Origin of the sequence: Clavibacter sp. CT19, assembly GCF_027858075.1 — a bacterium.
GTDB classification, from domain to species: domain Bacteria; phylum Actinomycetota; class Actinomycetes; order Actinomycetales; family Microbacteriaceae; genus Clavibacter; species Clavibacter tessellarius_A.
Genome location: NZ_JAQHYR010000005.1, coordinates 37,473 through 63,492 on the forward strand (window position 1 = coordinate 37,473; position 26,020 = coordinate 63,492).

The following is a 26,020-nucleotide window of genomic DNA, read 5'->3' on the forward strand; positions in this document are numbered from 1 at the left end:
GTAGATGCGCTTGTGACAAACGCATTCCGGTGTCAGGATCGGCGGCATGGACAACATCACCACGAGCGTCGAGCACCCCGTGCCCGCTCAGGACCTCAGCCCCCTCGTCGGACACCGCCTCATCTACACGTACGCCAACGGCTGGCAGTACGAGATGTACGTGAAGAACGCCACGACCATCGACTACCGGATCCACTCCGGGATGGTCGGCGGCCGCTGGGTCAAGGACCAGACGGTCGACCTCGTCGCCCTCGCCGACGGCGTCTTCAAGGTGTCGTGGAACGAGCCCACCGGCACCAGCGTCGTCGTCAACATCATCCCCGCCGCGCGCGTGCTGCACGGCACGATCTTCTTCCCGCGCTGGGTGGAGGAGGACGGCTCCAAGACCGTGCTCTTCCAGAACGACCACCTCGAGCAGATGCGCGCGTTCCGCGACGAGGGCCCCACGTACCCGATCTACGTGGTGCCGGAGTTCGCGCACATCACCCTCGACGAGTTCGTGGGCGCCGACGACGAGACCGTCGTCGACACCGCCCCCGGCGACCTCCCGGCCGGCTTCGCCGACCGGCGGAACTGATGGCAGCGGCCGGAGCGCCGCGCGTCACCCCGCTCGCCCTCGACCACGGAGGGCACACGATCCGCGGCTGGGAGCACGGCACCGTGCGTCCCGGCGCGCCCGCCGCGCTGCTCGTGCACGGCTTCGGCGACTCGGGCACCGGCGGCCACGGCCTCTGGGTCCCCGTCGCCCGGGCGCTGGCCGCGTCCGGCACGGCGGCGCGCGCCTACGACCGGCTCGGGCACGGCGTGAGCGACGGCGACTTCGCCGACGTGCGCCTGCTCGACGAGGTCGACCAGGTGACCGCCATGATCCGCGCCCTCGCCGAGGACGTGGACGGGCCCGTGCACGTGGTCGCCCACAGCCTCGGCGGCGTCGAGTCCGCGCTGGCCGCGGCCCGCGTCCCGGAGCTCGTCGCGAGCCTCACGCTGTGGTCGCCGGCCGGCGTGGTCGTCGACGACATCACGGCGAACGACCGCGTGATGAGCGTGCCGCTGGCCGCGGCCCGCGAGCGCGGCGTCGTCGACGTCCAGGGCATGGGCCTCGGCCTGGGCTTCCCGGACGAGGTGCTCGCGGGCGTCGACGTCTACGGCCCGGTGTCCGGCTATCCGGGCCCGGTCGACGTGGTGCACGGCACGGCCGACGAGGTCGTGCCCGCCGCGTACGGCGCCCGGTACGGCGAGCTGATGCCGGACGCGACCTTCACGGCCGTGGAGGGCGCGGATCACGGCTGGTCGTCGGTGGACCTCCGCCGGATGCTCATCGAGCGGCTGCTCGCGCACGTGGCGCGGGCGTCGGGGCAGGCCCGCCCGGCATCGGCCTGACGCGCCCGGCGCGCATCGGGGAGGATGGGGGCGTGCTCGCACCCCTCCTCCTCCCCGTCCCCCTCCCGGCTCGCGTGGACGGGGTCACCCTCCGCCGCGCGACGGCCGCCGACCTCGCGCCCGTCATGGACCTGATGGCCGACGACCCGGTGGGCGCCGCACGAGGCGACCGGGCGGATCCCGCCGACGCGGACCTCTACCGCGCGGCGCTCGACCGCATCGTCGCCGACCCCGCGAACGACCTGCTGGTCGCGACCGACGCGGAGGGCGCCCTCGTCGGCACGCTGCAGCTCACCCTGATCCCGGGCATGTCCCGCCGCGGCAGCTCCCGCCTCCAGGTCGAGTCCGTGCACGTGCGGAGCGACCTGCGCTCCTCCGGCATCGGCGGCGCGATGATGCGCTGGGTCGCGGACGTCGCCGCGCCCGCCCTCGGCGCGACCCTCGTGCAGCTCACCTCCGACGCGGTGCGCGTCGACGCGCACCGCTTCTACGAGCGGCTCGGGTACGCCCGGTCGCACCTGGGCTTCAAGCTGCGGATCCCGCCGGCGGGCTGACCGCCTCAGTCCTCCACGCGCACGCGGAAGTGCCGCGCGAACACGGGGCCGAGCGCCATGAGCTGGGTCGAGTCGAGCACGGCGCCGCGGAGGCCGTCGGGGGTGTCGAGGTCGTGGATCTCGGCGCCGCGGAGGTCGAGGTGCGTGAGCGACGAGTCGGCGAGGTCGAGCGTGCCGATGGTGGTGCGCGCGAACGCGACGCGCATGCCGGACGTGCCGCGGAGGTCCAGCTCCTCGATGGCGCAGTCGGTGAGGAGCAGGTCGGTGATCTTGGAGCCGCGCAGGTTCACGAAGCCGAGGCGGCAGTCCGCGATGTGCACCGAGGAGAGGGACGCGTCGTAGAGCTCGGCCGATCCGACGCGCGAGCCCTCGAGGCGCACGTCGCGCATCCGGATGCGCGGCGCCTTCAGCACGGGCGCGTCGAGCCGGGAGGCGAGCACGTCCACGAGGCTCGCGGCCGTGAGGTCGGCCTCGTGCAGGCGGATGCGCTCGAGCACGCACTCCTCGAACCCGATGTCGACGAGGTCGGCGTCGCTCAGGTCGGCGTCGGCGAAGCGCAGGCGCTCGAAGGACGCGTGCGCGTCGAGGTCGGACGGGTCGCCGTCGGCGAGGCCGTCCAACCGCGGGTCGCTGATCCGGGGCGGGAGGATGCGGGTCGATGCGGCCATGCGGTGCCTCCGGGGGCGGGTCGATTCGGGTGCGGGCGCGCCGTCGGCGGGCCTCGCCCCACGGTACGGGAGACCCCCGCGATCGCCCCTTGACGCCATTTCCCCAGCCGCAGGATCATCGGTGCATGGTCGCTGTCGAGCACTTCGAGATCCCCGCCGACGACATGGCGCGGACGTGCCGCACCCCACCATCGTGATCACGGTCGGCTCCATCGAGGAGACGGTCGCGCAGGTCGAGGCGCACGGCGGATCCGTGCTGGGCGCCATCCAGATGCTCGACGAGCGCGACCGCTGGGCCTACGTGCGGGACAGCGAGGGCAACGCGATCGGCCTGTTCGACCACGGGCCGGGCACGGCGGACGGCGACGCGACGGACGCGACCTCCGCGACCGCCGACTAGCGGAGGTCGCGGCCCGACGCCGCGCTACGCGTTGTCGTCGCCGGTGTCGATCGCCGTCTGCCGCGACGGATCCGCGAACGGCAGCCCCTCCGCACCCGACACGTCGGCCATGTCCTCGCCGAACTGCCGCGTGTGGACCCGGTGCGCGATCCGCTCGTCGTCCATCCGCTGCGACAGCGCCGCGTAGGCGGTCTCGAGGTGCGGCACCCGGCGGATCACGTCCATCACGAGCCGGAACCGGTCGAGGTCGTTGAGCATCAGCATGTCGAACGGCGTGGTCGTGCCGCCCTGCTCCACGAAGCCGCGCACGTGGATGTTCGCGTGGTTCGCGCGCTTGTACGTGAGGCGGTGGATGAGCGACGGGTAGCCGTGGAACGCGAACACCACGGGCTTGTCGCGCGTGAACAGCGCGTCGAACGAGCCGTCGTCGAGGCCGTGCGGGTGCTGCGTGGAGTCCTGCAGCCGCATCAGGTCCACCACGTTGATGAACCGCACGCGCAGCTGCGGGATCTCCCGCTTGAGGATCTGCACGGCCGCCATCGCCTCCACGGTCGGGATGTCGCCCGCGCACGCGACGACCACGTCGGGCTCGAGCCCCGGCACCTCGGTGCCGGCCCACTCCCAGACGCCCACGCCGCGCTCGCCGTGCGCCCGCGCCTCCTCGAGCGACAGCAGCGTCGCGGTCGGCTGCTTGCCCGCGATCACGACGTTGATGAGGTCGGTGCCGCGGAGGCAGTGGTCCATGGTCACGAGCAGCGAGTTCGCGTCGAACGGCAGGTAGACGCGCACGATGGACGCCCGCTTGTTCACGACGTGGTCGAGGAAGCCGGGGTCCTGATGCGAGAAGCCGTTGTGGTCCTGCCGCCACACGTGCGAGGAGAGCAGGTACGTGAACGACGCCACCGGCCGCCGCCACTCCACCTTCGAGCTCGACTCGAGCCACTTCGCGTACTGGTTGAACATCGAGTCGACCACGTGGATGAACGCCTCGTACGAGGTGAAGAGCCCGTGCCGGCCGGTGAGGAGGTACGCCTCCAGCAGCCCCTGCGTGAGGTTCTCGTTGAGGATCTCGATGACCCGGCCCTGGTGCGCGAGGTGCTCGTCCGCGGGGGTCACCTCGCCCTGCCACGCCTTCGCCGTCACCTCGTAGACGTCGTCGAGCCGGTTGCTGGCGGTCTCGTCGGGGCCGAAGATCCGGAAGTCGAGCGGGTTGCGGGCGATCACGTCGCGGAGCCAGCCGCCGAGCACGCGCGTCGGCTCGGCGAGCGCGCCGCGCCCCTCGCTGAGGTCGACGGCGTTGACCTCGAGCGGCGGCAGCGCGAGGTCGCGGCGCAGCAGGCCGCCGTTCGCGTGCGGGTTCGCGCTCATCCGCCGGTCGCCCTCGGGCCGGTTCGGCTGGAGCGCGGGCGTCGGCCGGCCGTCGCGGTCGAAGAGCTCGTGCGGGCGGTAGCTCTCGAGCCACTCCTGCAGCTGGCGCAGGTGGTCCGGGTCGTCGCGGACGCCGGAGAGCGGCACCTGGTGCGCGCGCCACGTGCCCTCGACCTGCTCGCCGTCGACCTCCTTCGGCCCGGTCCAGCCCTTGGGCGTGCGGAGGATGAGCATCGGCCACGCCGGGCGCTCCTCGCTGCCGCCCGTGCGGGCCGCGAGCTGGATCCGGCTGATGTCGTCGAGCGCCTCGCCGAGCGCGAGCGCGAACCGCTCGTGCACCGCGAAGTGGTCCTCGCCGTCGAAGCCGCCCGAGACGATCCGCGGGGAGTAGCCGTAACCGGTGAAGAGCGCCAGCAGCTCCTCCTCGGGGATGCGCGCGAGCACCGCGGGGTTCGCGATCTTCCAGCCGTTGAGGTTGAGGATCGGCAGCACCGCGCCGTCCGACTCTGGGTCGAGGAACTTGTTCAGGTGCCAGCTGGAGGCGAGCGTCGCGGTCTCCGCCTCGCCGTCGCCGATCACGCAGGCGACCACGAGGTCCGGATCGTCGAGCGCCGCGCCGTACGCGTGCACGAGCGAGTAGCCGAGCTCGCCGCCCTCGTTGATGGACCCGGGCGTCTCCGGCGCCGCGTGCGACGGCACCCCGCCGGGGAACGAGAACTGGCGGAACAGGTGCCGCATGCCGGCCCGGTCCGGCGTCGCGGCCGAGAACAGCTCCGAGTACGTGCCGTCGAGGTACGCGTTCGCGACCATCCCGGGGCCGCCGTGGCCGGGACCGGCGATGTAGATCATGTCGAGATCGCGCTCGATGATCACGCGGTTGAGGTGCGCGTAGACGAAGTTGAGCAGCGGCGTCGTTCCCCAGTGCCCGAGCAGGCGCGGCTTGATGTCGTCGCGCGTGAGCGGACGCTCGAGCAGCGGGTCGTCGAGCAGGTAGATCTGGCCGACGGAGAGGTAGTTGGCGGCGCGCCACCAGCCGTCCACGACGTCGAGGTAGAGGGGCGCGGCGGGGTCTCGGGGTGCGGTGTCGGAGGCCATGCATCAGCCTACGGCGGTGGTCCGCCGGTGACCCGGGTGAGGCGGATCCGATCAGCGGGCACGCAGGGGCGGGCGGTGGTCCGTCGGTCCGTCAGCCGAGGCAGGCGCGGTCGTCGAGCGGCGTGGCCGTGGTGCGGGCGACCACCATCTCCTCGCCCGCGAGGATCTCCGAGTTCCCCGCGTTCGCCGCCTGCAGGTCGGCGACGCAGAGGCCGAAGCGGGCGGCGACGCCGGTCATCGTGTCGCCGGGTGCGGGCGTGTAGTAGGTCAGCCCGCCCACCACGGAGGCGATCTCGCCCTGCGCCTGGGAGCGCGGGCCGCCGTCGGTCGGCACGACGGGCTCGGGTGCCTCGGGTGTGCGCGTCGCCGGGGATGCGTCGGCGCTCGCCGACACGGTCGCGGCCGGCGCCGGTGCGTCATCCGTGGACGTGCACCCGCCGAGGGCGATCGCCGCCGCCGCGAGGAGGGCGGCGGCGAGGAGCGGACGATGCGTCATGATCGCGAGGCTAGCGGTCGCGGGGGCGCCGGTCACCGTACGCAGACCGACTCGGCCGAGAGGTGGAGGCCGTCGGAGGCGCCGCGGATGCTCGCCGAGGCGACCCCGTCGGCGCGCCCGTCGCCCGCCGTCCAGTAGTCGCGGCCCATCGCGCGGCCGGCGGGGACGAACCCGGCGTCCGTCCACGACCTCGTGATCGCGTCGAACGGGGGCTGCGGCTCGTCCATCGCGGTGAAGATCGGGATGAGCACGCTGCCGGTCGCCTGCGTCCCCTCGGCGCCGTCCTCGCACTGCGTCGCGACCGTGGTCACCTCGGCGGGCACGCCCGTGGTGGCGGCCGCGGCCTCGAGGAAGGCGCGCACCCCCGCCTCCTGTTCGCTGACGTCGACGAGGTCGTACGGCGGCGCGGGCGTCGCCGGGGCGGCCGGGGTCGAGGTCACGTACGGGTCCGGGAGGTCGTCGGGCTCGGGCGACCCGAGCGGGAGGCCGAGCCAGCCCGTGAGATCCGCGCTCGGGCCCGTGTCCCGGCCCGCGGAGTACGGGGCGCGCACCAGGAAGTCCAGCCTCGGCGCCGCGCCCGCGTCCGCCGCCTCGTCGGGCGTCGCGGCGAGCACCGCGGCCACGCCCGCGGGATCCTCGGACTCCACGAATACCCCGCCGCGGCTCGCCGCAGACCCCAGCGTCGCGGACAGCTCGGAGACGTCCGGCCGCGCGTCGATCCGATCCAGCAGATCGAGGACGCCAGGCGCGGGTGCGGTGGCCGAGACGTCGGCGCTCGTCGTGCCGCGCCGGATCCGCATCTCGCCCGGGCCGAGGGACGGCCGGAGGAGGTCCGCCGCCGCCCGCATCGTCGTGCCCTCCCGGAGCTCGACGTACGGGTGGCCGCCCGTGACGTCCACGGAGGCGACGACCGGGATCCGTCGCCACACCTCCGCGAGGTCGACGGACACCGGATCCCGCGGGTCGAGCGTGACGGGCGCCTTCCCGTCCCCCGCGGGCAGCGCGAGCGACAGCACCAGATCCGCCCCCGTGATCCCGTCGGCGAGGGCGGCGCGGACGGCGACGGCGACGGCCGGATCCGGGGTGTCGGCGGTCGCGTCGACCTCCGCGGTCCACTCGTCCGTCACGAACCCCTCGCCGCCCGGGATCAGGCGCGTCGTCACATTCGCGATCCCGTCGACGGCGGCCAGCCGCACGCGCAGCTCCTCCATGGACGACACCGCGGCCTCGGGCGGATCCGGGTACAGCCACGAGCACCCGCTCAGCGCCGAGGCGAGGATCAGGACCGCCGCGAGCGCGGATGCCGTCCGCCGCCGTGCCCGCATCCTCATCCCCATGCCCTCACCGTACGGAGCGCGGTCGCGCGCCGGCATCCGCCGGAGGCACCACCGGCATGCCCCGGGAGGATGGCGCGCGCCGACGAGCGCAGGGAACGGCCGAGGAGCGGCGGCGATTCTCCCCAGCCCCGGGCACGGCGTGCCCGCTGAGGAGGATCCGCCCGCCCGTCGCCCGCATCCCCCTATGGTCTCCCCGATCCGACCGGATGGACCGCGCGGACGCCTGAGATGCCCGGAGGCACCATGACCCCCCTGCTCCCCCGACGCCGCACCCGCTCCACCGCCATCACCAGCGCCTTCATCCTGGCGTTCTCCTGCGCCGTGGCGCTGGCCGGCCCCGTCACCGCCCACGCCGCGGGCGGCGGGACCGTCAACGAGATCACCGTCCCCCGCAACGACGTCTCCGGCTTCGGCGGCGGCACGATCTTCGCCCCGAAGGTGGACGCCGGCACGAAGCTCGGCGCCGTCGTCGTCACGCCGGGCTACAGCGACACGCAGGCCGACATGCGCTGGTACGGCACCGACCTCGCCGCCGCCGGCTTCGTGGTCTTCACCATCGACACGAACGACACGCAGGATCCGCCGCAGGCCCGCGCGAACGAGATGCTCGCCGCCGCCGACTACCTCACCGGCTCCAGCGCCGTCGCCGACGAGGTCGACCCCGCCCGCGTCGCCGAGCTCGGCTACTCCATGGCGGGCGGCGGCGTGCTCGCCGCGGCCGAGGCCCGCCACACGCTGAAGGCCGTGATCGCCCTGATGCCCTTCGACGTGCGCGTCAACTACACGAAGGTCACCACGCCGTCCCTCATCATCACCGGCCAGTCCGACCACGTGGCATTCCCGTTCCTCATGGGCAAGCGCATGTACCGGTCACTCCCGGGCGCCACGCCCAAGCAGTACCTCGAGCTCCGGGGAGTCGGGCACGCCGGCGGCGAGCGGACCCCGAACGACACCATCCGCACGGCCGTCACGACGTTCCTCGACCGCTACTTGAACGACGACGAGTCGGCGGCCGCGAACATCTGCCCGGCGCCCGCGGCCACCGGCCCGATCAGCGCCTCGATGAGCTACTGCGGCTGACACGCCCCGCTCGCTCGCGCGCTACGACGGCGCCGCCTCCGCGAGGAGACGGCGCCGTCGTCATGCCCGGAAGGGCGGGTCAGGCCGTCTTCGTCGGCCCGTAGAACGCCTCGATGTCGGCGAGCTCGCGCTCGGCCGTCTCCTGGATCAGCGCCATCAGGTCCTTGTCGAGGCCCGGCGCGAACTCCTCGAGCCGCTCGGGCGCGATGGTCGACGGGACGCCCGCGGGCGCCTGCTCGGTGGCGGTGAGGTCGGTGCCGTCGTTCGAGGGTGATGCGCCCTGGAAGATCCGGCCGGCCTCGCTCTTGCCGTCGAGGTCGAAGCTGTACTGCTTGCTCTGGAGCCCCAGGTCGACCAGCTTCTTGACCTCGGGGAACTGCTCCGCGTTGGTCTTCGGGATCGGCAGCAGCTTGCCCCAGTCGACGCCGAGCGTCTCGAGCGCCTTCGCGTACGCGTTCTCGTGCGCCTGGTCGCGCACGATGAGGTACGCGACGGTGGCACGGGCGACGGGATTGTCGGTCATCTCGTAGATGCGGCACTTCTGCAGGCGGCCGGTCGACTCGAGCATGACGTTGTAGAGCAGGTCGAGCGGGAGGTTGCCCGAGTTGTAGACGTAGCTGCCGCTCCACGGGTTGCCGGCGGAGTCGACGGGCAGCGCGCCCTGGGCGCCCACGAGGTGGTGGTGGATGTTGCCGTGGTCGAGCGCGATGCTCAGCGGCGTCGCGCCGCCCTGGCCCGGGGTGTCGAGCGGGTCGGTGAGCTTGCCGCTGTACTCGGGCGCGCCGTCGAGCAGGCGCGAGATGGTCGTGCCGATGAGCTCGACGTGGCTGATCTCCTCGGTGCCGACGCCCTGGATCAGGTCGCGGTACGGCTTCGCCGCCGCCCCGCGGAAGTTCATGGCCTGGAAGAGGTACTGCATCATCGTGCGCATCTCGCCGAACTGGCCGCCGAGGCCCTCCTGCAGCGCGTTGGCGGCGGCGGGGTCGGGCTCGCCGTCGGCGATCTCGTTGATCCAGGTCTGTGCGTGGAAGTACATAGGGGCTCCTATTTCTTCGTGCGGCGGAATCGCCGTCCCCTTCACCCTGCTCCGGGCGTCGAGGAGCGACCGGCAGCACGGAGGTCGTTCCCAGGGTCGGACGGGCGAGGCCGAGGGAGGGGGCCGACGGGCGTCGCGCCCGGGGCCGCGCGGATCCGCCCTCGGACGGGACGTGCGTCGCAGCAGGCGATCCGACCGGCCTGCGATCCGACGGCCGGGCTTGCAGGTGACGCGGCGTCATGTGGTCCAGTGGGGTCACACGCCACGACGAGGAAGGCCCGTCCATGCACCCGTCCCCCACCCCGCCCCGCTCGGTCAAGATCGGCGACGCCGCCGCGTTCGCCGGCACGACCCCGCGGGCGATCCGCCACTACCACCGCATCGGCCTGCTGCCGGAGCCCGAGCGCGGCGCCGACGACCGCCGGCGCTACGGGCACGACGACATGATGCGGCTGCTGTGGGTCCTGCGCACCGTCGACGCCGGGATCGCCCTGGCCGACATCCGCGACGCGTTCCTCGACACGGGGCCGACGGACGCCGGTGCGCGATCCGGCGACGCGGAGGCGGACGCGCGCCCCGCCACCGACGCGATGCTGGAGCGGCTGGACGCCTCGCTCGCCGAGCGCGAGGCGGAGATCGGCCGACAGCGCCTCGCCGTGCAGCGCATGCGCGCCCGCGGCAGCCGGCTCGGGCTCCTCTCCGACTTCGTCGCGCGGCGGCTCGACGGCCTGCCCGCCGGATCCGTGCGCCCGGCCGACCTCGACGCCCTCCTGGTGATGGAGCGCATGTACGGTCCGCTGGGCGCGGCCGTGCACGCCTCGCGGGCGATCGCCCTCGCCACCCGCCCGGAGCTGCGCGCGCAGGCCGACCGGGTCGACGCTGCCGAGGAGGCGCTCGACGACGCGGTCGCGGTGGACGATCCCCGCGTCGCCCAGGTCGCCGCCGAGCGGCACGCGTTCGAGCGCGCGCTGGACGCGGCCATCCGCGAGTCGGGCCAGCACGAGGACGACGAGGCCCTCTTCGCCGAGTGGGAGCGGCTGCACCCCGACGGCTCCGACGGCAGCGAGGACGAGCCCGGCGCCGGTCCCTCGCGCGGGCACGGCTCCCTGACCGCGGCGCAGGCCCTCACGCGGATGCCCTACGACCTGTCCCCCGCCCGCCTCCGCTGCATGGAGCTGGTCGTCGAGCTGAGCATGCCCGACTGGGCCGACGCGTAGGGGCCGAGCGCGCGGCGCGCGTGGTCGGCGCCGTCGACCCGGGAGGAGGATGGCCCCACCCGCCATCCGCCCGCACGTGAGGAGCGACCATGACCACCCCGATCCCCCTGCACGTCACCGACGCCGACCTCGACGACCTCCGCGACCGGATCCGCCGCACGCGCTGGACACCGGAGTGGCCGGTCGAGCCGTGGGAGGCCGGCACCGACCAGGCCCTGCTGCGCCGCCTCGCGGGCGTCTGGGCCGACGGCTTCGACTGGCGGGCGCGAGAGCGGGAGATCCGGGCGCTGCCGTGGGCGGTCGCCGACCTCGACGGCACGCCGATCTCCTACCTCCGCTTCGACGCGGAGCGGCCCGGCGGGATCCCGGTGCTCCTCACCAACGGCTGGCCGAGCTCCGCGCTCGAGCTGGTGCCGCTCGCCGAGCGGCTGTCGCAGCCGTCCCGCTCCGGCGGCGACGCAGACGACGCCGTCACCGTGATCGTCCCCGCGCTCCCCGGCTTCCCGTTCTCGCCGGCCCGGCCGCGGATCGACGAGCCGACGCACGAGCTCTGGCACCGGCTGATGACGGAGGAGCTGGGCTTCGCGCGGTACGCGGCGCACGGCGGCGACCTCGGCGCGGGGATCACGTCGCGGCTGGCGGAGGCGCACCCGGAGGCGGTGGCGGGGATCCACCTGATGGCGGTCGCCGCGCCCGCGGACCTCGACGAGGCGACGCTCACGGAGGAGGAGCGCGCGTACCAGGACGAGGTGCGCGCGTGGGAGTCGACCGAGGGCGGCTACGAGCACCAGCAGCAGACACGTCCGCTGACGCTCGCGCCCGCGCTGCAGGACTCGCCCGTCGGGTTGCTGTCGTGGATCCTCGAGAAGCACCGCGCCTGGAGCGACTGCGGCGGCGACGTCTCCACGCGCTTCAGCGACGACCACCTGCTGACGCTCGCGTCGCTCTACTGGTTCACGGGATCCATCGGCGCGTCGCTCCGCCCGTACTTCGCGTACGGCTCCGGACGCACCGCGCCGGTGGAGCGCGTGCGCGTCCCGACCGCGGTCGCGGTGTTCCCGCATGACCTGGTGCACCCGCCGCGGAGCTGGGCCGCGCGCACCTACGACGTCGTCCGCCACACGACCATGCCGCGCGGCGGCCACTTCGCCCCGCACGAGGAGCCGGGGCTGCTGGCGGACGACATCCGCGCGTTCCTGCGGATGCTGCGGTAGGGGCCACCCGCCGCCCGCGTCCTGCGCGTGGGGCAGCTGCTCGCGGAGACCGGATCCCCATTCCCTCGACCGGCGCGACGTTCCTGACGATAGACTTCCCGCGTCAAGATCGGAGCCCCCATGTCCCACGCGCATTCACCGCAGGATCAGCCGATCCCCGCATTGGCCGCCCTGAGCGCCGACCAGCGCCGCGCGCTCGGCGCCTACATCCGCTCGGTCACGACGGATGCGCCGGAGGACTTCGAGCGCTTCATCGCCCGGCAGACCGCCATCTATGCGGAGACCGCCGCCCTGTCCGAGGCCCTGTCCCGGCAGGCCGAGCAGCTCCCGACGGGAGTCGTCAGCAGCCTCAACGACACCGAGCGCTTCTGGCGGAGCATCGAGGCGGAGTTCGGGTTCCTCTCGAGCGTCGACGTATCGGCGGCGCTCGGTGCGCGACCGAACCGCGCCTACGCCAGCGAGTTGCGGACAGCGGGCAGGATCCTCGGACTCCGACGCACGAACAGGTACGTCTACCCGGGCTTCCAGTTCCACGCGGAGGCCATCCGGCCGGTGGTCCCCCGGCTCATCTCGCTCGGACGGGAGAACGGGCTGGAGTCGCGGGACGTGGTGGCCTGGCTCTGCCGCCCGACCACCTACCTCCGCGGGGACGCGCGACGGCCGGTGGACCACCTCGATGACGTCGAGCTGGTCGTCGACGCCGCCGCGCGCGCCTGGGCCGTCGTCTGGTGAGCGTGCCCGCACCGCCGACGCCGTTCACCGCGATCCCCGAGGTCGTCGCTGCCGGGTCGCGCATCCACCGGATCCACTCCGACCGGTTCGGACCGGCGGAGTTCAACCCCGGAGCGGGGGCGCCGACCCGGTTCGCGTTCTTCGGCGACCCGGTCGTCCCGGTGCTGTACGCCGGCGACACCGAGGACGTCGCGATATGCGAGACGATCCTCCACGACGTCCCGCTCTCCGGCGGCGTCGTCGGCGGCCGGGATCTCGCGGGCCGCCGCTGCTCTCGCCTGATCGCGACGCGGGACCTCCGCCTCGCGTCGCTCGTGGGCGGAGGACCCCGAGCGCTCCGCGTCCGTGCGGCCTCGGTCTGCGCGACCGACGCCGCGGACTACACGCAGACCGTCGCATGGGCGGAGGCATCCCACGCCGCGGGGTTCGACGGGCTGGCCTATCCGTCGCGACAGGCAGCCGGACGACGGGCCATGGTGCTCTTCGGCGACCGCGTGGGCACCCGCGACCTCGAGCCCGACCCGGCCTACCGCTGGTGGTTCGACGACCCCGACGGCTTCGCGCGGCTCTACGAGATGTGCCGCCCGCTCGGCGTCACCGTGCTGCGCCTCGCCTGACGCACTGCTCACGCACGAAGGCGGGACGCCCCGGGATGCGGGGCGCCCGCCGTGGGCGGATCGGCGAGTCAGCGCTTCTTCAGCGCCCCCGTCGACCACAGCGCGACCGCGATGAGCACCGGCTGGAAGAACAGGCGGCGGAAGCGCTTGGCGTCGGTGTCGAGGCCGAACGCGTCGCGCTTGTGGACGTACTGCGCGATGTTGCCCGGGAAGATCGCCGTGAAGAACGCGGCGGCCGCCCAGCCCGCGAGGCCGCGGCGCGAGCGCGCGAACAGCAGGGCCGAGCCGAGCGTGATCTCGGCCACGCCGGATCCGATGACGGTCACGTCCTCGGGCACCGGCAGCGACTTCGGGACCTGCGCGCGGAACTCCTCCCGCGCGACGGTGAGGTGCGAGACGCCGGCGAACGCGAGGAACGAGCCGAGCACCACGCGGGCGGCGGTGCGCGGGAAGGACGTGCGGGTGAGGCCGGCCATCAGTCGTCCGAGACGGTGACGACGACCTCGATGTTGCCGCGGGTCGCGTTCGAGTAGGGGCAGACCTGGTGGGCCTGGTCGGCGAGCTCCTGCGCGAGGTCGTGCTCGACCCCGGGGATGACGACCTCGAGGTGCACGGCGAGCTGGTAGCCGCCCTGCCCGTTGGATCCGATGCTCACGCGGCTGCCCACGCTCGAGTCGGCGATCGAGACCTTGCGGCCGCGCGCGACGCCCTGGAGCGCCGAGTGGAAGCACGCGGCGTAGCCAGCGGCGAAGAGCTGCTCGGGGTTCGCGCCCTCGCCGGATCCGCCCATGGCCTTGGGGATGGAGAGGTCGAGGGCGAGGTCGCTGTCGCTGACGGCGACGCGGCCGTTGCGGCCGGCTCCCGTGGCGAGTGCCTCCGCGGTGTACAGGGCGTCCATGTCGGTTCCTTCCGTTCGTGGCCGCGCGCGGCGGCCGGGATTCTGAGGTGGGTGGTGCGGATCAGGGGGTGCGGGCCGATGCCTCGGCGGGCCGAGTCCACGGCTGCGCGAGCGCCTCGGTCGTGGTCTCCTGCATGCCCGCGGTGAGCAGGTGCAGGGTGGCGAGCAGCTGACGGGCGCGCTCGAGGTCGAGGCCCATGCCGCGGATGATCGCCGCGGGCACGTGCGCGAGATCGACCCGCACGGTGCGCCCGCGCTCGGCGAGCGACACCGTGACGACGCGCTGGTCGGCGGAGATCCGGCGGCGGACGATGAAGCCGGCCTCCTCCATCCGCGCGAGCAGCGGCGACAGCGTGCCCGAGTCGAGATCGAGCTGCTGCCCGAGCTCGGTGACCGTGCGGTCGTCGCCCGACCACAGCAGCACCAGCACGAGGTACTGCGGGTAGGTGAGGCCCCACGGCGCGAGGAGCGCGCGGTAGGCCTGCGTGGTCGACCGCGACGCCGTGTAGAGCGAGAAGCAGACCAGCTCGTCGGCGATGCGCGCGGGCGGCGCGGTCTCGTCGGCGGGGGCGCAGGAGTCGGTCGGGGTCATGCTCCGACCCTGCCACGAAACTAGGTTGTGCGCAATCCAGTTCGGCCGATGCTCAGGCGAGGGGCCTCGCCGCGTACCCTGGCCCGACATGATCACGAGACGAGAGGCCGCGCTGCGGCTGGGCATCCCGCTGGAGATGGCCACGCGCCACGGCATCCCGGGGCGCGTCCCGGAGTCCGAGATCGCCGCGATGGACCAGGATCCGCCCGCCTGGCTCGCGCAGTCCCGCGCCAACGCCACCGGCAAGCGGCCCGTCTGGGTGCAGCTCACGTGCGAGGTGTGCGGCTTCACGGAGGCCGTGCGCCCGAAGAAGTGGTGGCCGGAGTTCAGCTACCTCTCCTGCGAGCGGCACTCCCCCGACGAGCTCCCCGAGCCCGCGCTGGGCCTCGCGCGCCGCGAGGTCGACGGGATCGGCAGCCGGTTCGTGGGCGTGGTGGACGAGCGGCCATAGGGGCGCCATCGGTCCCGAACCGTCGCATGCGACGTTCCGGCCAGCGTGTCCGCCACGACGAGAGGGACCCCGCCGTGCGGCGGGGTCCCTCTCGTGTCGATCGCGAGCTACGCGCTCGTGGCCAGCTTCTTGATCCAGTCCTCGGTCTTCCGGCCGCGCTTCTTGTCGACCACGATCCGGATCCGGGCGGCCGATGCCCGTTCTGCGTCGCTGATGGGGTCGGCCTCACCGGCCTGGATGCGCTTCTCGAGTGCGCTCGGGCTCGGATTCCTCTGCTCCATCGTCACGGCGGTACCTCCTTCATCCATTGTCAGCGCGTGTGGGGATGGTGTCCACCTCAGGTGGATGGGCGCCGGACGCAGATACCACGCTGCCCCTCCGCTCCTCGTCCAACCGAGACGACGACGTCACGGCGTCGATCATCTCCGCCTCGGTGGTCGTCGCCTCCGCTACGAGCACCTCGATCGCGGCGAGCCCCACTTCACGATCCGCCTCGTCCGACGACATGACGAGGTCGAGAGCCCACTTCGCGCGATCCCACCACTCCTGGCGCTCCGCCGACCGTCGCGACACCCGCGCCGCCACCGTCGCGGCCCCATAGGCGAAGCCGGCTCCGATCAGGGTGAAGATGCCCGCAGCAGGAGGCCCCGTCCAGAAGTCCCGCACGAACGCCTCGTCTATGATGCGGCGCACGAAGAGCCCCACGATCACAGCCGCCAGTGCTCCGCAGACGACGGCCACAGCCGCGACCGCACCGAGCCGCTTGATCAACAGCACCCCTCCCCACCATGTCCCAGCGGCAGACCATATGCCTGACCACCGTCATCGCCGGATCCAGCTGACTGCTGCCCGACTCGCCGCACACGGCAGCGGAGCAGAACCGGGGACGGGCCCCCTCGCCGGTGGACGCATGGCGAGCGTTCTGCCATCACCCTCGGGGCCGGGATGGCCCCACCTCCGTCAGGCCGCGACGACCTCCGCGTACGCCGCCCCGCCCTCGCGCAGCGCCGGGCAGTGCTCGGGCGTCGGGTGGAGGCAGATGTCGATGACGCGGGTGAGCTCCTCGCGGGCGCGCTCGAGTTCGGCGATGGCCGCGGTGATCCGGTCGCGCTCGGAGCGCAGGAGCGCGAGGGACTCGGGCGCCGCGACGCCGCTGTCGACGCTCGGCAGCAGCTGGCGGATCGTGCGGCTCGGGAGGCCCGCGGCGAACAGCTGCTGGATGAGCTGCACGCGCTCCACCGCCGCCTCGGGGTAGACGCGCTGGCCGCTAGTGGTGCGCTCGGCCGGCAGCAGGCCCTGCTCCTCGTAGTACCGAAGCGCCCGGGTGCTCACGCCCGCTCGTCCCGCCACGTCGCCGATCCGCAGCATGCCGCCCTCTTCCCTCGTGATCCGTCGGAGACGTCGATCTCGCGGGCGGACTTGCCCTTCACGTCGACGTCAACTCCTAGCGTAGGCCGCGCCGCACCTCGCGAACGACGCGGGCGGCAGGAGGAAGAGCACGCATGGACATCCAGGATCAGGTCGCCCTCGTCACCGGCGCCAACCGCGGCATCGGCCGCACGTTCGTCGAGGAGCTCCTCGAGCGCGGCGCCCGCAAGGTCTACGCGACCGCGCGCCGGCCCGAGGCGATCGACATCCCCGGCGTCGAGGTGCTGCGCCTCGACCTCGCCGACCCCGCGTCGGTGACCGCCGCCGCCGAGGCCGCGTCGGACGTGTCGCTCGTGATCAACAACGCGGGCATCTCCACGGGCGCCGCGCTCATCACGGGCGACATGGCGGAGATCCGCCGCGAGATGGACACCCACTTCTACGGGACGCTCGGCGTGATCCGCGCCTTCGCACCCGTGCTCGCCGCGAACGGCGGGGGCGGGATCGTCAACATCCTGTCGGCGCTCTCGTGGTTCTCGACCTCCGCCAACGGCGGCTACGCGGCGGCGAAGGCAGCCGAGTGGAACATGACCAACGCGGTGCGGCTGGAGCTCGCCGGGCAGGGCACCCTCGTGCAGGGCGTGCACCTCGGCGCGGCGGACACCGACATCATGGCCGGCTACGACGGCCCGATGATCGCCCCGCGGGACGTGGCCCGGGCCGCACTCGACGGCGTGGCCGCGGGATCCGTCGAGGTGGTCGTCGACGACTGGAGCCGCATGGTGAAGGACTCGCTGGCCGCCGACCCCGCCCCGTTCTACGAGCGGATGCGCGCGATCCTCGGCTGACCGCCCGCCTCAGAGGGACTCGAGCACCTCGACCGCCTGATGCACCCCGCGGTCCTGCCGCATGAGCGCGCCCACCTCGGAAGCCCGCTCCCGCCGGCTGAGGGCCTCGCCCATCGCGGGCACGAGCGCGTCGACCGACAGGCGGCGCAGCGGGATCGGGGCGGCCGCCACCCCCCGACGGTGCAGCAGGGCGCCCCAGAACGGCTGGTCGGCCATGAAGGGGACGACGACGGCGGGCACCCCGGCCCGGGCGACGGCGTGCGAGGTCCCGGCCCCGCCGTGGTGCACGGCGAGCGCCGCGCCCGGCAGCACCCGGTCGAACGGCGCCGACCGCGTCACCAGCACGTCGGGGCCGCGGCACTCCGTCGGCAGCGCGAGCCCGCCCCACCCGGTGAGGACCAGCACGCGCAGGCCGTGGGAGCGGGCGGCCGTGACGATCGCGCGCCCGCGGGCCTCCGCGTGCCCCTTCGCCATGGAGCCGAACGACGCGACGACGACGGGTCCGGCGGCCAGGAACTCCTCGACGGCCGGGTCGAGCGACGCCGTCGGCGCCTCCGCGTACCAGGCCCCCGTCTGATGCACGCGCTCCGGCCAGTCGTCGGGCCGGGGCAGCAGCGCGGGGCTCGCGGCCATGAGCGTGGCGCGCGACGGCGAGCGCCGGGCAGGGCGGCGACCGCCCGGCAGCTCGGCCGCGGCGCGCGCCACGTCGCCGTCGAAGAAGCGGGCGATGGCGCGCGGCACGGCGTACGTGGACCGGTTGTGCGCGCCGAGATCGCGGGTGGCCGTGGGACCGCCGGCCGCGGGGAAGCGGTCGCTGGCGGTGGCGACCGGCGCGAACTCCACGACCACGCGGGGGACGCCGAGCGCATCCGCCACCATCGGCGCGCTGAGGATCAGGGGGTGGTGGACCACCACATCGGGCTCGAAGGCGACCGTCTCACGGACCGCGGCGACGATCGTCCGCTGCATCGCGGGCCGCACCTCCGTGCGCAGGTGGTGCGCGATGGCCCAGGGGGTGCGGCTCGCCGGGGTCAGCACGCGCTGCACGTCCAGGTCGAGGCGCACGCAGTCGACGCCCTCGGGCGCGACCCCGTCGTCGGGCAGGGCCAGCCGCACGTCGTGACCGCGGGATGCGGCGTGTCGGGCGAGGGCCGCGAAGGGCTCCACGTCTCCTCGGGTGCCGGCGGTGAGCAGCATCAGGCGCATCCGCCCAGTCTGGGCCCGGAAGCCGTAAGGCCGTCGCCCACGTCCACGGCGTACGGTCGATGTCGTGACCGATGGCAGTGAGCGCATGCCGCGCACCGCGCCCGCCGAGATCGCCGTGGCCGTGCGCCGCCTCGTGCTCATCTCGCGGCCGGTGCTCTGGATCAACACCATCGGGTCGGGTCTCGTGGCCGTCTGGCTCACGGGCGCGCTCTTCGACCTGCGGGCCCTGCCGCTCATCCTGTGGCTCACGCTCCCGTTCAACCTGCTCATCTACGGCGTCAACGACGTCTACGACCAGGACACGGATGCGGCCAACCCCCGCAAGGGCTCCCTCGAGGGCGCCCGGATCCGGCCGTCCGAGGTGCGGCTCATCGCCGGGGGCGTCGCCGTCCTCAACATCCCGTTCCTCGTCTACTTCCTCCTGGTGCTGCCGCCGCTCGCGAACGCGGCGATCCTGCTCTACGCGGGCGTATTCGTCTTCTACTCGGCGCCGCCGCTGCGCTTCAAGGCCCGGCCCTTCCTCGACTCGCTGAGCAACGCCGCCTACGCGCTGCCGCTGGTGATCGTGCCGGCCGCCCTCGGGGTGGCGCCGGTCTGGCCCGCCGCCCTCGGCCTCATGGCGTGGAGCGTGGCCAAGCACGCGTTCGACGCGGTGCAGGACATCGTGGAGGACCGCGACGCGGGCATCACCACCACCGCGGTGCGGCTCGGCCCGCGCGGGACGGCCCTGTGGAGCGGGGCCTGGTGGATCGCCTCGACGGCGCTGTTCGCCGTGGTGAGCGTGCCCGTGGCGGCGCTCGACCTGCTGATCGCCGGCATCCTCGTGGTGTCCCTGCTGCGCGACCCGACGCCGCAGACCGGCCACCGCCTCTACCGCCTGTCGGTCGCCTTCCCGTACATCGCGGGGACGCTGGCCGGGGTGCTGCTCATGGTCGCGATCGTGTTCGGAGGCTACCCGTGAGCCGCATCGTCGTGGTCGGCGGCGGGATGGGCGGGCTCACCGCCTCCGCGCTGCTCGCGCGCGCGGGCCACCGCGTGACCCTGCTCGAGGCCTCCGCCGAGCTCGGCGGCAAGAGCCGTCGCATCCAGCTGGGCGAGGACCGCGTCGACACGGGACCGTCGCTGGTGACGTTCCCGGCGGTGTGGGATGAGCTGCTGCGACGCCTCGGCGACGACGGGCACGCGTCCGATCGGATCCGCGGCGACGGGACGCTCGACCTGGTGCGGATGCCCGAGGTGGGCCGCTACTACTTCGACGGCGACGAGACCTCGCTGCCGGTGGCGCCCGATCACCCCTGGTACCCCGCCTGGCGACGGTTCTCCGAGATCCACGCGCCCCTCGCCGACGACGTGACCGCCTTGCTGCTCGCCGACCCCACGGACCGGGCAGCCCTCCCGGCCGTGCGTCGGCTGCTGGGCGTCTACGGCTCGCGCCTCACCACGCGGGCGTACCTCGACAGCCTGACCTGGCTGCCCGACGGGCTGCGCGAGATCATCGCGATCCACACCCTCAACGCGGGCGTCTCGCCCTCGCGCACGCCGGCGCTCTACGCGAGCATGCCGGCGATCATGGCGGAGACCGGCGCGTGGGTGCCCCGCGGCGGGGTCTTCGAGATCGTGCTCGCGCTGGGCCGGCTGGCCGAGGCGGCCGGGGTCGAGGTCCGCGTCGGCGAGGCCGTGACCCGCATCGAGCCCGGGTGGGTCACCACCGCGGCCGGGCGCCACCCCGCCGACCTCGTCGTCAGCGCCCTGGACGCCGACCGGCTCGCCGCGCTGATGGGCCCGTCGCGGATCCCCGCCCTCCCCCGCCGGCGTCCGCGCATCCTCTCCTGCTCGGCCGTCGCCGTGTACGGCGTGCTGCGCGAGGAGCTGCCGGCGCGCATCGCGACGCACAGCGTGGTGCTGCCGACGAAGCCGGCCGCGCTGCACCGCAGCCTGGAGGCGGGCGACGAGCCGGCGGACACCATGGTGTTCGTCAACCAGTACCGCGCCGGGGAGGTGTACCCGAACCCGCGCAGCACCGTCGGGATCCTGCTCACCGCGCCCGCCGACGGCGGTCGCTACACGGCCGAGCACCCCTTCGTGCGGCGCGAGGTCGACCGCGTCTCGGCGGCGATGGGGCTCGACGGGCCGCTCACCGACCTGCTCGACGAGACCACGATCCTCGATCCGCGCTACTACGGCGTCGGCGGCGAGCCGCACGGCGCCCTCTACGGAGCGGCGCGCCCGCCGTGGCTGAGCGGTCCGTTCCACCGCCCCTCCTACAACGACCCCTGGAAGCCCTGGCTGTGGCGCGTCGGCGCATCGGTGCACCCCGGCGGCGGCATCCCGGCGGTGGTGGGCGGCGCGATGATCGCGGTGAGCCGGCTGCTGAAGTCGAGCCCGGCCTGACGCTACCTCGGCGTGCGGGTCGGCGACGGCACGCGCCCCGAGCCGTCGACCCGCACGTGGACGGCGTCGCCGCGCAGGTCGAAGAGGAGGGCCGTGCCCACCGGGTACTCGTCGCGCAGCTCCTCGGGCGCGCCGATGCCGACGACGAACTGCGCGGACGCGCCGAACGCGCCCGCCGCGCATCCGCCGCCCTCGGTCGAGCCGAGCGCGGCGCGCGACGGCTGCACCGAGAGGCACTCCGCGCGGACCTGCGGGTACGCCGACCGGTCGTTCTCGAGCCGCACGAGCGTGAGGCCGTGGAAGCGGGCGGATCCCGTCTCCGCGCCGCCGAAGTAGTCGCGCATGTAGACGGGCAGCTCCTGGTCCGGGTCGAAGCGCACCACCGCGACCTCGCGCCCGACGGGAGCGGTGACCGTCGCGACGATCACCGCGGTGACGGCGACGGCCGCGGCGACGGAGGCGGCCCAGAGGATCGCGAGGCGGAGGGCGGCGCGCGGGCGGGATCGGGCGGAGGGCGCGTCGTCGTCGGCTGAGCCGCCCGCGGTGTTGGTGTCGGCGGGGGCATCGTGGGCGGCGTGGGCGGCAGCTCGTCGCGCATCGGCATCCGCGACGCCCGCGCCGACGCCGCGTCCGGGTGCGGATGCCGCCGCGTCCGTCCGTGTCACGACCGGGGCATCCGCCGTGCGCGCCTCGAGCACGCGCAGCCGCGCGAGGTCCGCCGGATCTGCGTCGCTCCCCGGCCCGTACGCCCGGCGTCGCAGCTCGGCCAGCTCCGCGCGCTCGGCCCGCTGGGTCCGGGCATCCGGGTCCGCGCGCTCGTGGGGCTCCATCTCCCGATCCTGTCACCGCGAGCGGCCGGCGTCCGGGCTGTCGACCCCGCTGGCTCGCCGACCGCGTGCCGGGCGCCGAGCTCGTGATCCGCCCGGACGACGGCCACATCCCCGTGCTGCGCGGCGCCGAGGACGCGCTCGGGCGGCTCCGGGAGCGGCTCCGCAGCGCCGCATGGAAAGAGGTACGCACCCGCGGAGACGGCTCTCGCCGACCCGGACGGATCCGGATCGGCGAGAGGGTCGAGCGACGCGGGGTCAGTGCCCGCGCGACACCCGCCGCGGCAGGGCGAACACGAGCGCGAACGCGACGACCGCGAAGATCGCGCTGACGCCCATGGCGGACGCCGACGCGTCGGTGAACGCCTGCGGCACCATCTGCGGGCCGCGGATCCCGGCGCCGGCCACACCCGCGAAGAGCACGCTGCCGATCACCGCGATGCCCACGGCCGAGCCCACGCGCTGCACGGTCCCGATCACGCCGGAGGCCGCGCCCGCCTCCGCGGGGTCGACCGTGGCGACGATGAACTGCGCGTTCGGCGCGATGAAGAGGCCGTTGCCGATGCCCGCGAGCAGCAGCGGGACGAGCAGCATCCAGCTGTTGAGATCGGCCGCGGCCGTGTTGAGCAGCACGAGCCAGAGCCAGATGAGGCCGACGCTGACGAGCGCGGTGCCGATCACGAGCACGGTGCGACCGAGGCGGTTCGTGAGCCGGTTGCTCTGCGAGGAGCCGACGATGCTGCCGATGGCGAACGGGATGGAGACGAGGCCGGACTCGAGCGCGGAGTTGCCGAGGCCGGACTGCCACAGGATCGAGATGGTGAAGAAGATGCTCGTGAACGCCGCGAAGTAGACCATCGCGAGGATCACGCCGCCCGTGAACGCCGCGTGCGAGAACAGGTGCGGCGGCACGAGGACACCCTTCGAGCGCTTCGTCTGCAGGACCTCCCACGCGCCGAACAGCGCGAGGAGCACGACGCCGCCCGCGAGGGAGAGGTAGGTCCAGAGCGGCCAGCCCTGATCCTGGCCGTCGATGAGCGGCACGAGCAGGGCCACGAGGCCGGCGCTCACGAGCAGGATGCCGACGAGGTCGACGCCCGAGCCGGCGGGCTTCGCGGCGGCCGTCCCGCCCTGCTGCGCACCCGCGCGCTGGCCGGACTGCGCGCGCACGTCGCCCGCGACCTCCTCGGCCACGCGGCGGCTCGGGAGCAGGAAGATCGCGGCGATCACGGTGGCGATGCCGACGGGCAGGTTCACGAAGAAGACCAGGCGCCAGCCCGACTCCTCCCCCGCGGCCTGGATGATCAGGCCTCCCACGATCGGGCCGAGCGCGGACGAGACGCCGATGACGGCGCCCATGATGGCGAACGCCTTGCCGCGCGCCTGCGGCGGGAACAGCAGCTGGATGAAGGCGGTCACCGCGGGCACGAACAGTCCGCCGGCGAGCCCCTGCACCACGCGCGCGATCACGAGCTGGAGGTCGTCCTGAGCCACACCGCACGCGAGGCTGGCGAGCGTGAAGAGCGCGATGCCGGTCACGAACACCCACTTGTGCCCGTAGCGGTCGCCGAGGCGGCCCGCGGGGATCAGCGCGAGGCCGAACGCGAGCGCGTAGCCGGAGATGATCCAGCTCAGCGTCGACTCGGAGGCGTCGAGGCTCGTGCGGATGGTCGGCAGCGCCACGTTCACGATGGTCGTGTCGAGCAGCGCGATGAACATGCCCGCGAGCAGCACGATGAGCGCCTGCCAGGCACGGCGGGAGACCACGGGGGCGGACGGGCGACCGGCGTCGGGCGCGCCGGTGCCGCGCGCCGCGGGGCGAGCGGATGCGGTGGTGTCGGACATGGGGTCCTTTCGTTCCGACGCGGGCGTCGGCGGTGGTGCGGGCGGGATCCGGCTCGGCGGACGCAGAAGACGGGGGGCCGCAGGACCGGGCGGTCACGCGGCTCGACGCGGGGCGGGCGCTCGAGGACGGATCCGCGTCGGTGCGGGAGGACGGCCGGGCGATTGGACCCGTCCCTCCAGTGTGTCACTGGTTGACGGATGCGGCCCATCCGGATGCCGCGGGAGCACGGTCCGAGCGGCCGTCCGCGCGACGTGCCCGGCTTGGGGACGGCCTTCCCGACCGGCACGCGCGCGGCCGTACCCTGACGACCTCGACCGGATCCTGGATCCGTCGACCTCCCGCGCGACGCGCGCGACCCGCCCCGCTGCACGACGCCCGTCCGTCCCCACCTGCCCGGAGGCACCATGTCCCGCCCCCGCACCGCCCTCCGCTCAGCCCTGCTCGCCGCGCTCGTCGCCGGTGCCGTCGGGATCGCCCAGCTGCCCGCCGCCGCGCCCGCGAGCGCCGCGGCCTCGGGAACCGACGCCGTCGCCGCGTACCACGGCCCGCGCCAGATGGAGCGCCTCGACCGCGCTCCCGAGGCCGCCGCGGTGCCCGGTGGCGTCCACCTGTCGTGGCGGATGCTCGGCACCGACCCCGACGCCATCGCGTTCGTCGTCGATCGCGACGGCACGCGGATCACGCCGTCGCCCCTCACGCACGCGACCGACATGACCGACCCGGGCGGCGGCGCCGGCTCGCACTACGTCGTCTCGAGCGTGCTCCACGGGGTCGAGACGCCGGTCACCGCATCGTTCGGCGTGCGCACGAGCCCCTACACGTCGGTGCCGCTCGACCGGCCTGCCGACGGCGTCACCCCCGCCGGCGAGACCTACAGCTACAGCGCGAACGACACGAGCGTCGGCGACGCCGACGGCGACGGGCAGTACGAGCTGTTCGTGAAGTGGGATCCGAGTGACTCCAAGGACAACAGCCAGGGCGGCTACACGGGCCCCGTGCTCCTCGACGCCTACCGGCTCGACGGCACGCGGCTGTGGCGCATCGATCTCGGCCCCAACATCCGCGCCGGTGCCCACTACACGCAGTTCCAGGTCTACGACTACGACGGCGACGGCCGGGCCGAGGTCGCCATGAAGACGGCCGACGGCTCGGTCGACGGCCAGGGGACGGTCATCGGCGACGGCCAGGTCGATCACCGCGGTTCCGACGGCCGCGACCTGACCGGCCCCGAGTTCCTCACGGTCTTCGACGGCCTCACCGGTGCCGCCATCGACACCGTCGACTACGACCCGCCGCGCGGCGTCGTCACCTCGTGGGGCGATGCGTACGGCAACCGCTCCGAGCGCTTCCTCGCCGCCACGGCGTACCTCGACGGCCAGCACCCGAGCCTCGTCGTGGGCCGCGGGTACTACGCGCGCACCGCGGTCACGGCGTACGACCTGCGTGCCGGCCATCTCGTCGAGCGCTGGAAGCTGGACAGCAGCGCGCCCGGGAACTCGGCGGCGGCCGGCGAGGGCAACCACAACCTCGCGGTGGCCGACGTCGACGGCGACGGCCGGGACGAGGTCGTCTACGGATCCATGACGGTCGACGACGACGGGACGCTGCTCTACAGCACGGGCCTTGGCCACGGCGACGCGCTCCACGTCGGCGACCTCGTGCCCGGCAACCCGGGCTACGAGGTGTTCGCGGTGCACGAGATCATGTCGCACTCGGGCAACCGGGCCGCCACCATGCGCGATGCCCGCACGGGCCGCATCCTGTGGAGCATCCCGGGCGACCACGACACCGGGCGCGGCTCGGCCGCCGACGTGGATCCGCGTCATGCCGGCGCCGAGGCGTGGGCGTCCGGCGTCGGATCCGACGGCCGCGACCATCCGCAGCTCCGCACGGCCGACGGCCAGCTCATCGCGAACCGCATGCCCGGCACGGACTTCACGGCCTGGTGGGATGGGGATCCGCTCCGCGAGATCGTGGACGACGACTACGACCCCTCCATCGGCGCCGGCACGCCCACCATCTCCAAGTGGGACTGGAAGACGGCCACCGAGAGGCCGCTCCTGCGCGCCGAGGGCGCCCTGTCCGACAACGGCACCAAGGGCAACCCCATGCTCCAGGCCGACCTCATGGGCGACTGGCGCGAGGAGCTCGTGTGGCGGAGCGCCGACTCGAGCGAGCTGCGCATCTACTCCACCACCGACCAGTCGGACATGCGGCTCCGCACGCTGATGCAGGATCCGGTCTACCGGTTGGGCGTCGCGTGGCAGAACACGGGCTACGACCAGCCGCCCGAGGCGAGCTACTTCATCGGCCAGGGCATGGGCACGCCGCCGAAGCCGGACATCTACCTCACCGGATCGTCCGCGGGGCGATAGCGCGGATGCGGACGCGGACGCGCT

28 protein-coding genes are annotated in these 26,020 nt (G+C 73.7%); 14 read left to right on the forward strand and 14 right to left on the reverse strand.

From position 1 onward, the window contains the following. Positions 1–46: 46 nt before the first annotated feature. From PED38_RS07330 to PED38_RS07340, 3 genes are read left to right on the forward strand one after another with little or no spacing between them, the layout of a single operon-like run. Positions 47–577, forward strand: a complete 531-nt coding sequence (locus PED38_RS07330; RefSeq protein WP_063070383.1) for a phenolic acid decarboxylase — start codon at positions 47–49, stop codon at positions 575–577. Continuing rightward, the gene (locus PED38_RS07335; protein WP_063070384.1) at positions 577–1,380 is read left to right on the forward strand and encodes an alpha/beta hydrolase; all 804 of its coding nucleotides are present in this window, start codon (positions 577–579) and stop codon (positions 1,378–1,380) included. Before PED38_RS07330 ends, PED38_RS07335 begins: the two co-directional genes overlap by 1 nt. 32 nt (positions 1,381–1,412) lie before the next feature. Further along, complete coding sequence (locus PED38_RS07340; protein WP_063070385.1) at positions 1,413–1,934, forward strand: GNAT family N-acetyltransferase; 522 nt, start codon at positions 1,413–1,415, stop codon at positions 1,932–1,934. 5 nt (positions 1,935–1,939) lie between these two features. On the opposite strand, the gene PED38_RS07345 is transcribed toward PED38_RS07340, so the two are convergent. Beyond that, on the reverse strand, positions 1,940–2,602 hold the full coding sequence (locus PED38_RS07345; RefSeq protein ID WP_270980594.1) for a pentapeptide repeat-containing protein: 663 nt from the start codon (positions 2,600–2,602) through the stop codon (positions 1,940–1,942). A gap of 175 nt (positions 2,603–2,777) precedes the next feature. Between PED38_RS07345 and PED38_RS07350 the strand changes: the two genes are divergently transcribed. Then, a complete protein-coding gene (locus tag PED38_RS07350; protein ID WP_270980596.1) occupies positions 2,778–3,002 on the forward strand; it encodes a VOC family protein in 225 nt (74 codons plus the stop codon). A 24-nt stretch (positions 3,003–3,026) separates the two neighbouring features. On the opposite strand, the gene PED38_RS07355 is transcribed toward PED38_RS07350, so the two are convergent. The 3 genes from PED38_RS07355 to PED38_RS07365 form a co-directional block, all read right to left on the reverse strand. Then, positions 3,027–5,465, reverse strand: a complete 2,439-nt coding sequence (locus tag PED38_RS07355) for a phosphoketolase family protein (RefSeq protein WP_270980597.1) — start codon at positions 5,463–5,465, stop codon at positions 3,027–3,029. A gap of 91 nt (positions 5,466–5,556) precedes the next feature. After that, positions 5,557–5,961 carry a LysM peptidoglycan-binding domain-containing protein gene (locus PED38_RS07360; protein WP_131798087.1) on the reverse strand — a complete coding sequence of 135 codons (405 nt, stop codon included), beginning with the start codon at positions 5,959–5,961 and terminating at the stop codon, positions 5,557–5,559. 32 nt (positions 5,962–5,993) lie between these two features. Beyond that, positions 5,994–7,298 carry a hypothetical protein gene (locus PED38_RS07365; RefSeq protein WP_270980598.1) on the reverse strand — a complete coding sequence of 435 codons (1,305 nt, stop codon included), beginning with the start codon at positions 7,296–7,298 and terminating at the stop codon, positions 5,994–5,996. Between the two features lie 243 nt (positions 7,299–7,541). On the opposite strand from PED38_RS07365, the gene PED38_RS07370 reads away from it, so the two are divergent. Further along, entirely contained in the window at positions 7,542–8,378 is an 837-nt protein-coding gene (locus tag PED38_RS07370; protein WP_131798089.1) for an alpha/beta hydrolase, read from the forward strand. 79 nt (positions 8,379–8,457) lie between these two features. On the opposite strand, the gene PED38_RS07375 is transcribed toward PED38_RS07370, so the two are convergent. Next, complete coding sequence (locus PED38_RS07375; RefSeq protein WP_270980600.1) at positions 8,458–9,414, reverse strand: manganese catalase family protein; 957 nt, start codon at positions 9,412–9,414, stop codon at positions 8,458–8,460. Between the two features lie 284 nt (positions 9,415–9,698). On the opposite strand from PED38_RS07375, the gene PED38_RS07380 reads away from it, so the two are divergent. The 4 genes from PED38_RS07380 (at position 9,699) to PED38_RS07395 (ending at position 13,194) form a co-directional block, all read left to right on the forward strand. Then, positions 9,699–10,631 (forward strand): MerR family transcriptional regulator, encoded by a 933-nt coding sequence (locus tag PED38_RS07380; protein ID WP_270980601.1) that lies wholly within the window; start codon positions 9,699–9,701, stop codon positions 10,629–10,631. 89 nt (positions 10,632–10,720) lie between these two features. Further along, positions 10,721–11,845, forward strand: coding sequence for an epoxide hydrolase family protein (locus PED38_RS07385; RefSeq protein ID WP_270980602.1), 1,125 nt, complete (start codon positions 10,721–10,723; stop codon positions 11,843–11,845). A gap of 120 nt (positions 11,846–11,965) precedes the next feature. Then, positions 11,966–12,577, forward strand: coding sequence for a hypothetical protein (locus PED38_RS07390; RefSeq protein WP_131798090.1), 612 nt, complete (start codon positions 11,966–11,968; stop codon positions 12,575–12,577). A 2-nt stretch (positions 12,578–12,579) separates the two neighbouring features. Beyond that, entirely contained in the window at positions 12,580–13,194 is a 615-nt protein-coding gene (locus PED38_RS07395) for an RES family NAD+ phosphorylase (protein ID WP_270980604.1), read from the forward strand. Positions 13,195–13,262: 68 nt separating this feature from the next. On the opposite strand, the gene PED38_RS07400 is transcribed toward PED38_RS07395, so the two are convergent. From PED38_RS07400 to PED38_RS07410, 3 genes are all read right to left on the reverse strand, one after another. Continuing rightward, the gene (locus PED38_RS07400; protein ID WP_063070404.1) at positions 13,263–13,670 is read right to left on the reverse strand and encodes a DoxX family protein; all 408 of its coding nucleotides are present in this window, start codon (positions 13,668–13,670) and stop codon (positions 13,263–13,265) included. Beyond that, on the reverse strand, positions 13,670–14,092 hold the full coding sequence (locus PED38_RS07405; protein WP_063070405.1) for an organic hydroperoxide resistance protein: 423 nt from the start codon (positions 14,090–14,092) through the stop codon (positions 13,670–13,672). The genes PED38_RS07400 and PED38_RS07405 overlap by 1 nt, the downstream gene beginning before the upstream one ends. Positions 14,093–14,153: 61 nt before the next feature. Beyond that, on the reverse strand, positions 14,154–14,684 hold the full coding sequence (locus tag PED38_RS07410; protein ID WP_063070406.1) for a MarR family winged helix-turn-helix transcriptional regulator: 531 nt from the start codon (positions 14,682–14,684) through the stop codon (positions 14,154–14,156). Between the two features lie 88 nt (positions 14,685–14,772). Here PED38_RS07410 and PED38_RS07415 point away from each other — a divergent pair, with 88 nt between their 5' ends. Then, complete coding sequence (locus PED38_RS07415; protein ID WP_063070407.1) at positions 14,773–15,135, forward strand: hypothetical protein; 363 nt, start codon at positions 14,773–14,775, stop codon at positions 15,133–15,135. Positions 15,136–15,242: 107 nt separating this feature from the next. On the opposite strand, the gene PED38_RS07420 is transcribed toward PED38_RS07415, so the two are convergent. The 3 genes from PED38_RS07420 to PED38_RS07430 form a co-directional block, all read right to left on the reverse strand. Beyond that, positions 15,243–15,422 (reverse strand): hypothetical protein, encoded by a 180-nt coding sequence (locus tag PED38_RS07420; protein ID WP_254654438.1) that lies wholly within the window; start codon positions 15,420–15,422, stop codon positions 15,243–15,245. A 13-nt stretch (positions 15,423–15,435) separates the two neighbouring features. Next, positions 15,436–15,912 (reverse strand): hypothetical protein, encoded by a 477-nt coding sequence (locus PED38_RS07425; protein WP_270980607.1) that lies wholly within the window; start codon positions 15,910–15,912, stop codon positions 15,436–15,438. A 183-nt stretch (positions 15,913–16,095) separates the two neighbouring features. Next, positions 16,096–16,503 carry a MerR family transcriptional regulator gene (locus tag PED38_RS07430; protein ID WP_270980608.1) on the reverse strand — a complete coding sequence of 136 codons (408 nt, stop codon included), beginning with the start codon at positions 16,501–16,503 and terminating at the stop codon, positions 16,096–16,098. Positions 16,504–16,637: 134 nt separating this feature from the next. On the opposite strand from PED38_RS07430, the gene PED38_RS07435 reads away from it, so the two are divergent. After that, the gene (locus PED38_RS07435; protein ID WP_270980609.1) at positions 16,638–17,351 is read left to right on the forward strand and encodes an SDR family oxidoreductase; all 714 of its coding nucleotides are present in this window, start codon (positions 16,638–16,640) and stop codon (positions 17,349–17,351) included. A gap of 9 nt (positions 17,352–17,360) precedes the next feature. On the opposite strand, the gene PED38_RS07440 is transcribed toward PED38_RS07435, so the two are convergent. Then, positions 17,361–18,557, reverse strand: coding sequence for a glycosyltransferase (locus PED38_RS07440; protein ID WP_270980610.1), 1,197 nt, complete (start codon positions 18,555–18,557; stop codon positions 17,361–17,363). Between the two features lie 64 nt (positions 18,558–18,621). Between PED38_RS07440 and PED38_RS07445 the strand changes: the two genes are divergently transcribed. Together PED38_RS07445 and PED38_RS07450 are read left to right on the forward strand one after the other, a co-directional pair. Continuing rightward, on the forward strand, positions 18,622–19,518 hold the full coding sequence (locus PED38_RS07445; protein WP_270980612.1) for a UbiA family prenyltransferase: 897 nt from the start codon (positions 18,622–18,624) through the stop codon (positions 19,516–19,518). After that, the gene (locus PED38_RS07450; RefSeq protein WP_270980614.1) at positions 19,515–20,948 is read left to right on the forward strand and encodes a phytoene desaturase family protein; all 1,434 of its coding nucleotides are present in this window, start codon (positions 19,515–19,517) and stop codon (positions 20,946–20,948) included. Before PED38_RS07445 ends, PED38_RS07450 begins: the two co-directional genes overlap by 4 nt. A 2-nt stretch (positions 20,949–20,950) precedes the next feature. On the opposite strand, the gene PED38_RS07455 is transcribed toward PED38_RS07450, so the two are convergent. Continuing rightward, positions 20,951–21,778 carry a hypothetical protein gene (locus PED38_RS07455; RefSeq protein ID WP_270980615.1) on the reverse strand — a complete coding sequence of 276 codons (828 nt, stop codon included), beginning with the start codon at positions 21,776–21,778 and terminating at the stop codon, positions 20,951–20,953. A gap of 255 nt (positions 21,779–22,033) precedes the next feature. Continuing rightward, positions 22,034–23,620 (reverse strand): MFS transporter, encoded by a 1,587-nt coding sequence (locus tag PED38_RS07460; RefSeq protein WP_270980617.1) that lies wholly within the window; start codon positions 23,618–23,620, stop codon positions 22,034–22,036. Positions 23,621–24,025: 405 nt separating this feature from the next. Here PED38_RS07460 and PED38_RS07465 point away from each other — a divergent pair, with 405 nt between their 5' ends. Beyond that, a complete protein-coding gene (locus PED38_RS07465) occupies positions 24,026–25,996 on the forward strand; it encodes a rhamnogalacturonan lyase (RefSeq protein WP_270980618.1) in 1,971 nt (656 codons plus the stop codon). Positions 25,997–26,020 lie beyond the last annotated feature (24 nt).

What these genes read in the sequence shown, in the direction of transcription:
- PED38_RS07330 (WP_063070383.1), top strand. Translation starts at nt 47, where the DNA reads ATGGACAACATCACCACGAGCGTCGAGCACCCCGTGCCCGCTCAGGAC.
- PED38_RS07335 (WP_063070384.1), top strand. Translation starts at nt 577, where the DNA reads ATGGCAGCGGCCGGAGCGCCGCGCGTCACCCCGCTCGCCCTCGACCAC.
- PED38_RS07345 (WP_270980594.1), bottom strand. Translation starts at nt 2,602, where the DNA reads ATGGCCGCATCGACCCGCATCCTCCCGCCCCGGATCAGCGACCCGCGG.
- PED38_RS07355 (WP_270980597.1), bottom strand. Translation starts at nt 5,465, where the DNA reads ATGGCCTCCGACACCGCACCCCGAGACCCCGCCGCGCCCCTCTACCTC.
- PED38_RS07360 (WP_131798087.1), bottom strand. Translation starts at nt 5,961, where the DNA reads ATGACGCATCGTCCGCTCCTCGCCGCCGCCCTCCTCGCGGCGGCGGCG.
- PED38_RS07365 (WP_270980598.1), bottom strand. Translation starts at nt 7,298, where the DNA reads ATGGGGATGAGGATGCGGGCACGGCGGCGGACGGCATCCGCGCTCGCG.
- PED38_RS07370 (WP_131798089.1), top strand. Translation starts at nt 7,542, where the DNA reads ATGACCCCCCTGCTCCCCCGACGCCGCACCCGCTCCACCGCCATCACC.
- PED38_RS07375 (WP_270980600.1), bottom strand. Translation starts at nt 9,414, where the DNA reads ATGTACTTCCACGCACAGACCTGGATCAACGAGATCGCCGACGGCGAG.
- PED38_RS07380 (WP_270980601.1), top strand. Translation starts at nt 9,699, where the DNA reads ATGCACCCGTCCCCCACCCCGCCCCGCTCGGTCAAGATCGGCGACGCC.
- PED38_RS07385 (WP_270980602.1), top strand. Translation starts at nt 10,721, where the DNA reads ATGACCACCCCGATCCCCCTGCACGTCACCGACGCCGACCTCGACGAC.
- PED38_RS07390 (WP_131798090.1), top strand. Translation starts at nt 11,966, where the DNA reads ATGTCCCACGCGCATTCACCGCAGGATCAGCCGATCCCCGCATTGGCC.
- PED38_RS07400 (WP_063070404.1), bottom strand. Translation starts at nt 13,670, where the DNA reads ATGGCCGGCCTCACCCGCACGTCCTTCCCGCGCACCGCCGCCCGCGTG.
- PED38_RS07405 (WP_063070405.1), bottom strand. Translation starts at nt 14,092, where the DNA reads ATGGACGCCCTGTACACCGCGGAGGCACTCGCCACGGGAGCCGGCCGC.
- PED38_RS07410 (WP_063070406.1), bottom strand. Translation starts at nt 14,684, where the DNA reads ATGACCCCGACCGACTCCTGCGCCCCCGCCGACGAGACCGCGCCGCCC.
- PED38_RS07415 (WP_063070407.1), top strand. Translation starts at nt 14,773, where the DNA reads ATGATCACGAGACGAGAGGCCGCGCTGCGGCTGGGCATCCCGCTGGAG.
- PED38_RS07430 (WP_270980608.1), bottom strand. Translation starts at nt 16,503, where the DNA reads ATGCTGCGGATCGGCGACGTGGCGGGACGAGCGGGCGTGAGCACCCGG.
- PED38_RS07435 (WP_270980609.1), top strand. Translation starts at nt 16,638, where the DNA reads ATGGACATCCAGGATCAGGTCGCCCTCGTCACCGGCGCCAACCGCGGC.
- PED38_RS07440 (WP_270980610.1), bottom strand. Translation starts at nt 18,557, where the DNA reads ATGCGCCTGATGCTGCTCACCGCCGGCACCCGAGGAGACGTGGAGCCC.
- PED38_RS07455 (WP_270980615.1), bottom strand. Translation starts at nt 21,778, where the DNA reads ATGGAGCCCCACGAGCGCGCGGACCCGGATGCCCGGACCCAGCGGGCC.
- PED38_RS07460 (WP_270980617.1), bottom strand. Translation starts at nt 23,620, where the DNA reads ATGTCCGACACCACCGCATCCGCTCGCCCCGCGGCGCGCGGCACCGGC.
- PED38_RS07465 (WP_270980618.1), top strand. Translation starts at nt 24,026, where the DNA reads ATGTCCCGCCCCCGCACCGCCCTCCGCTCAGCCCTGCTCGCCGCGCTC.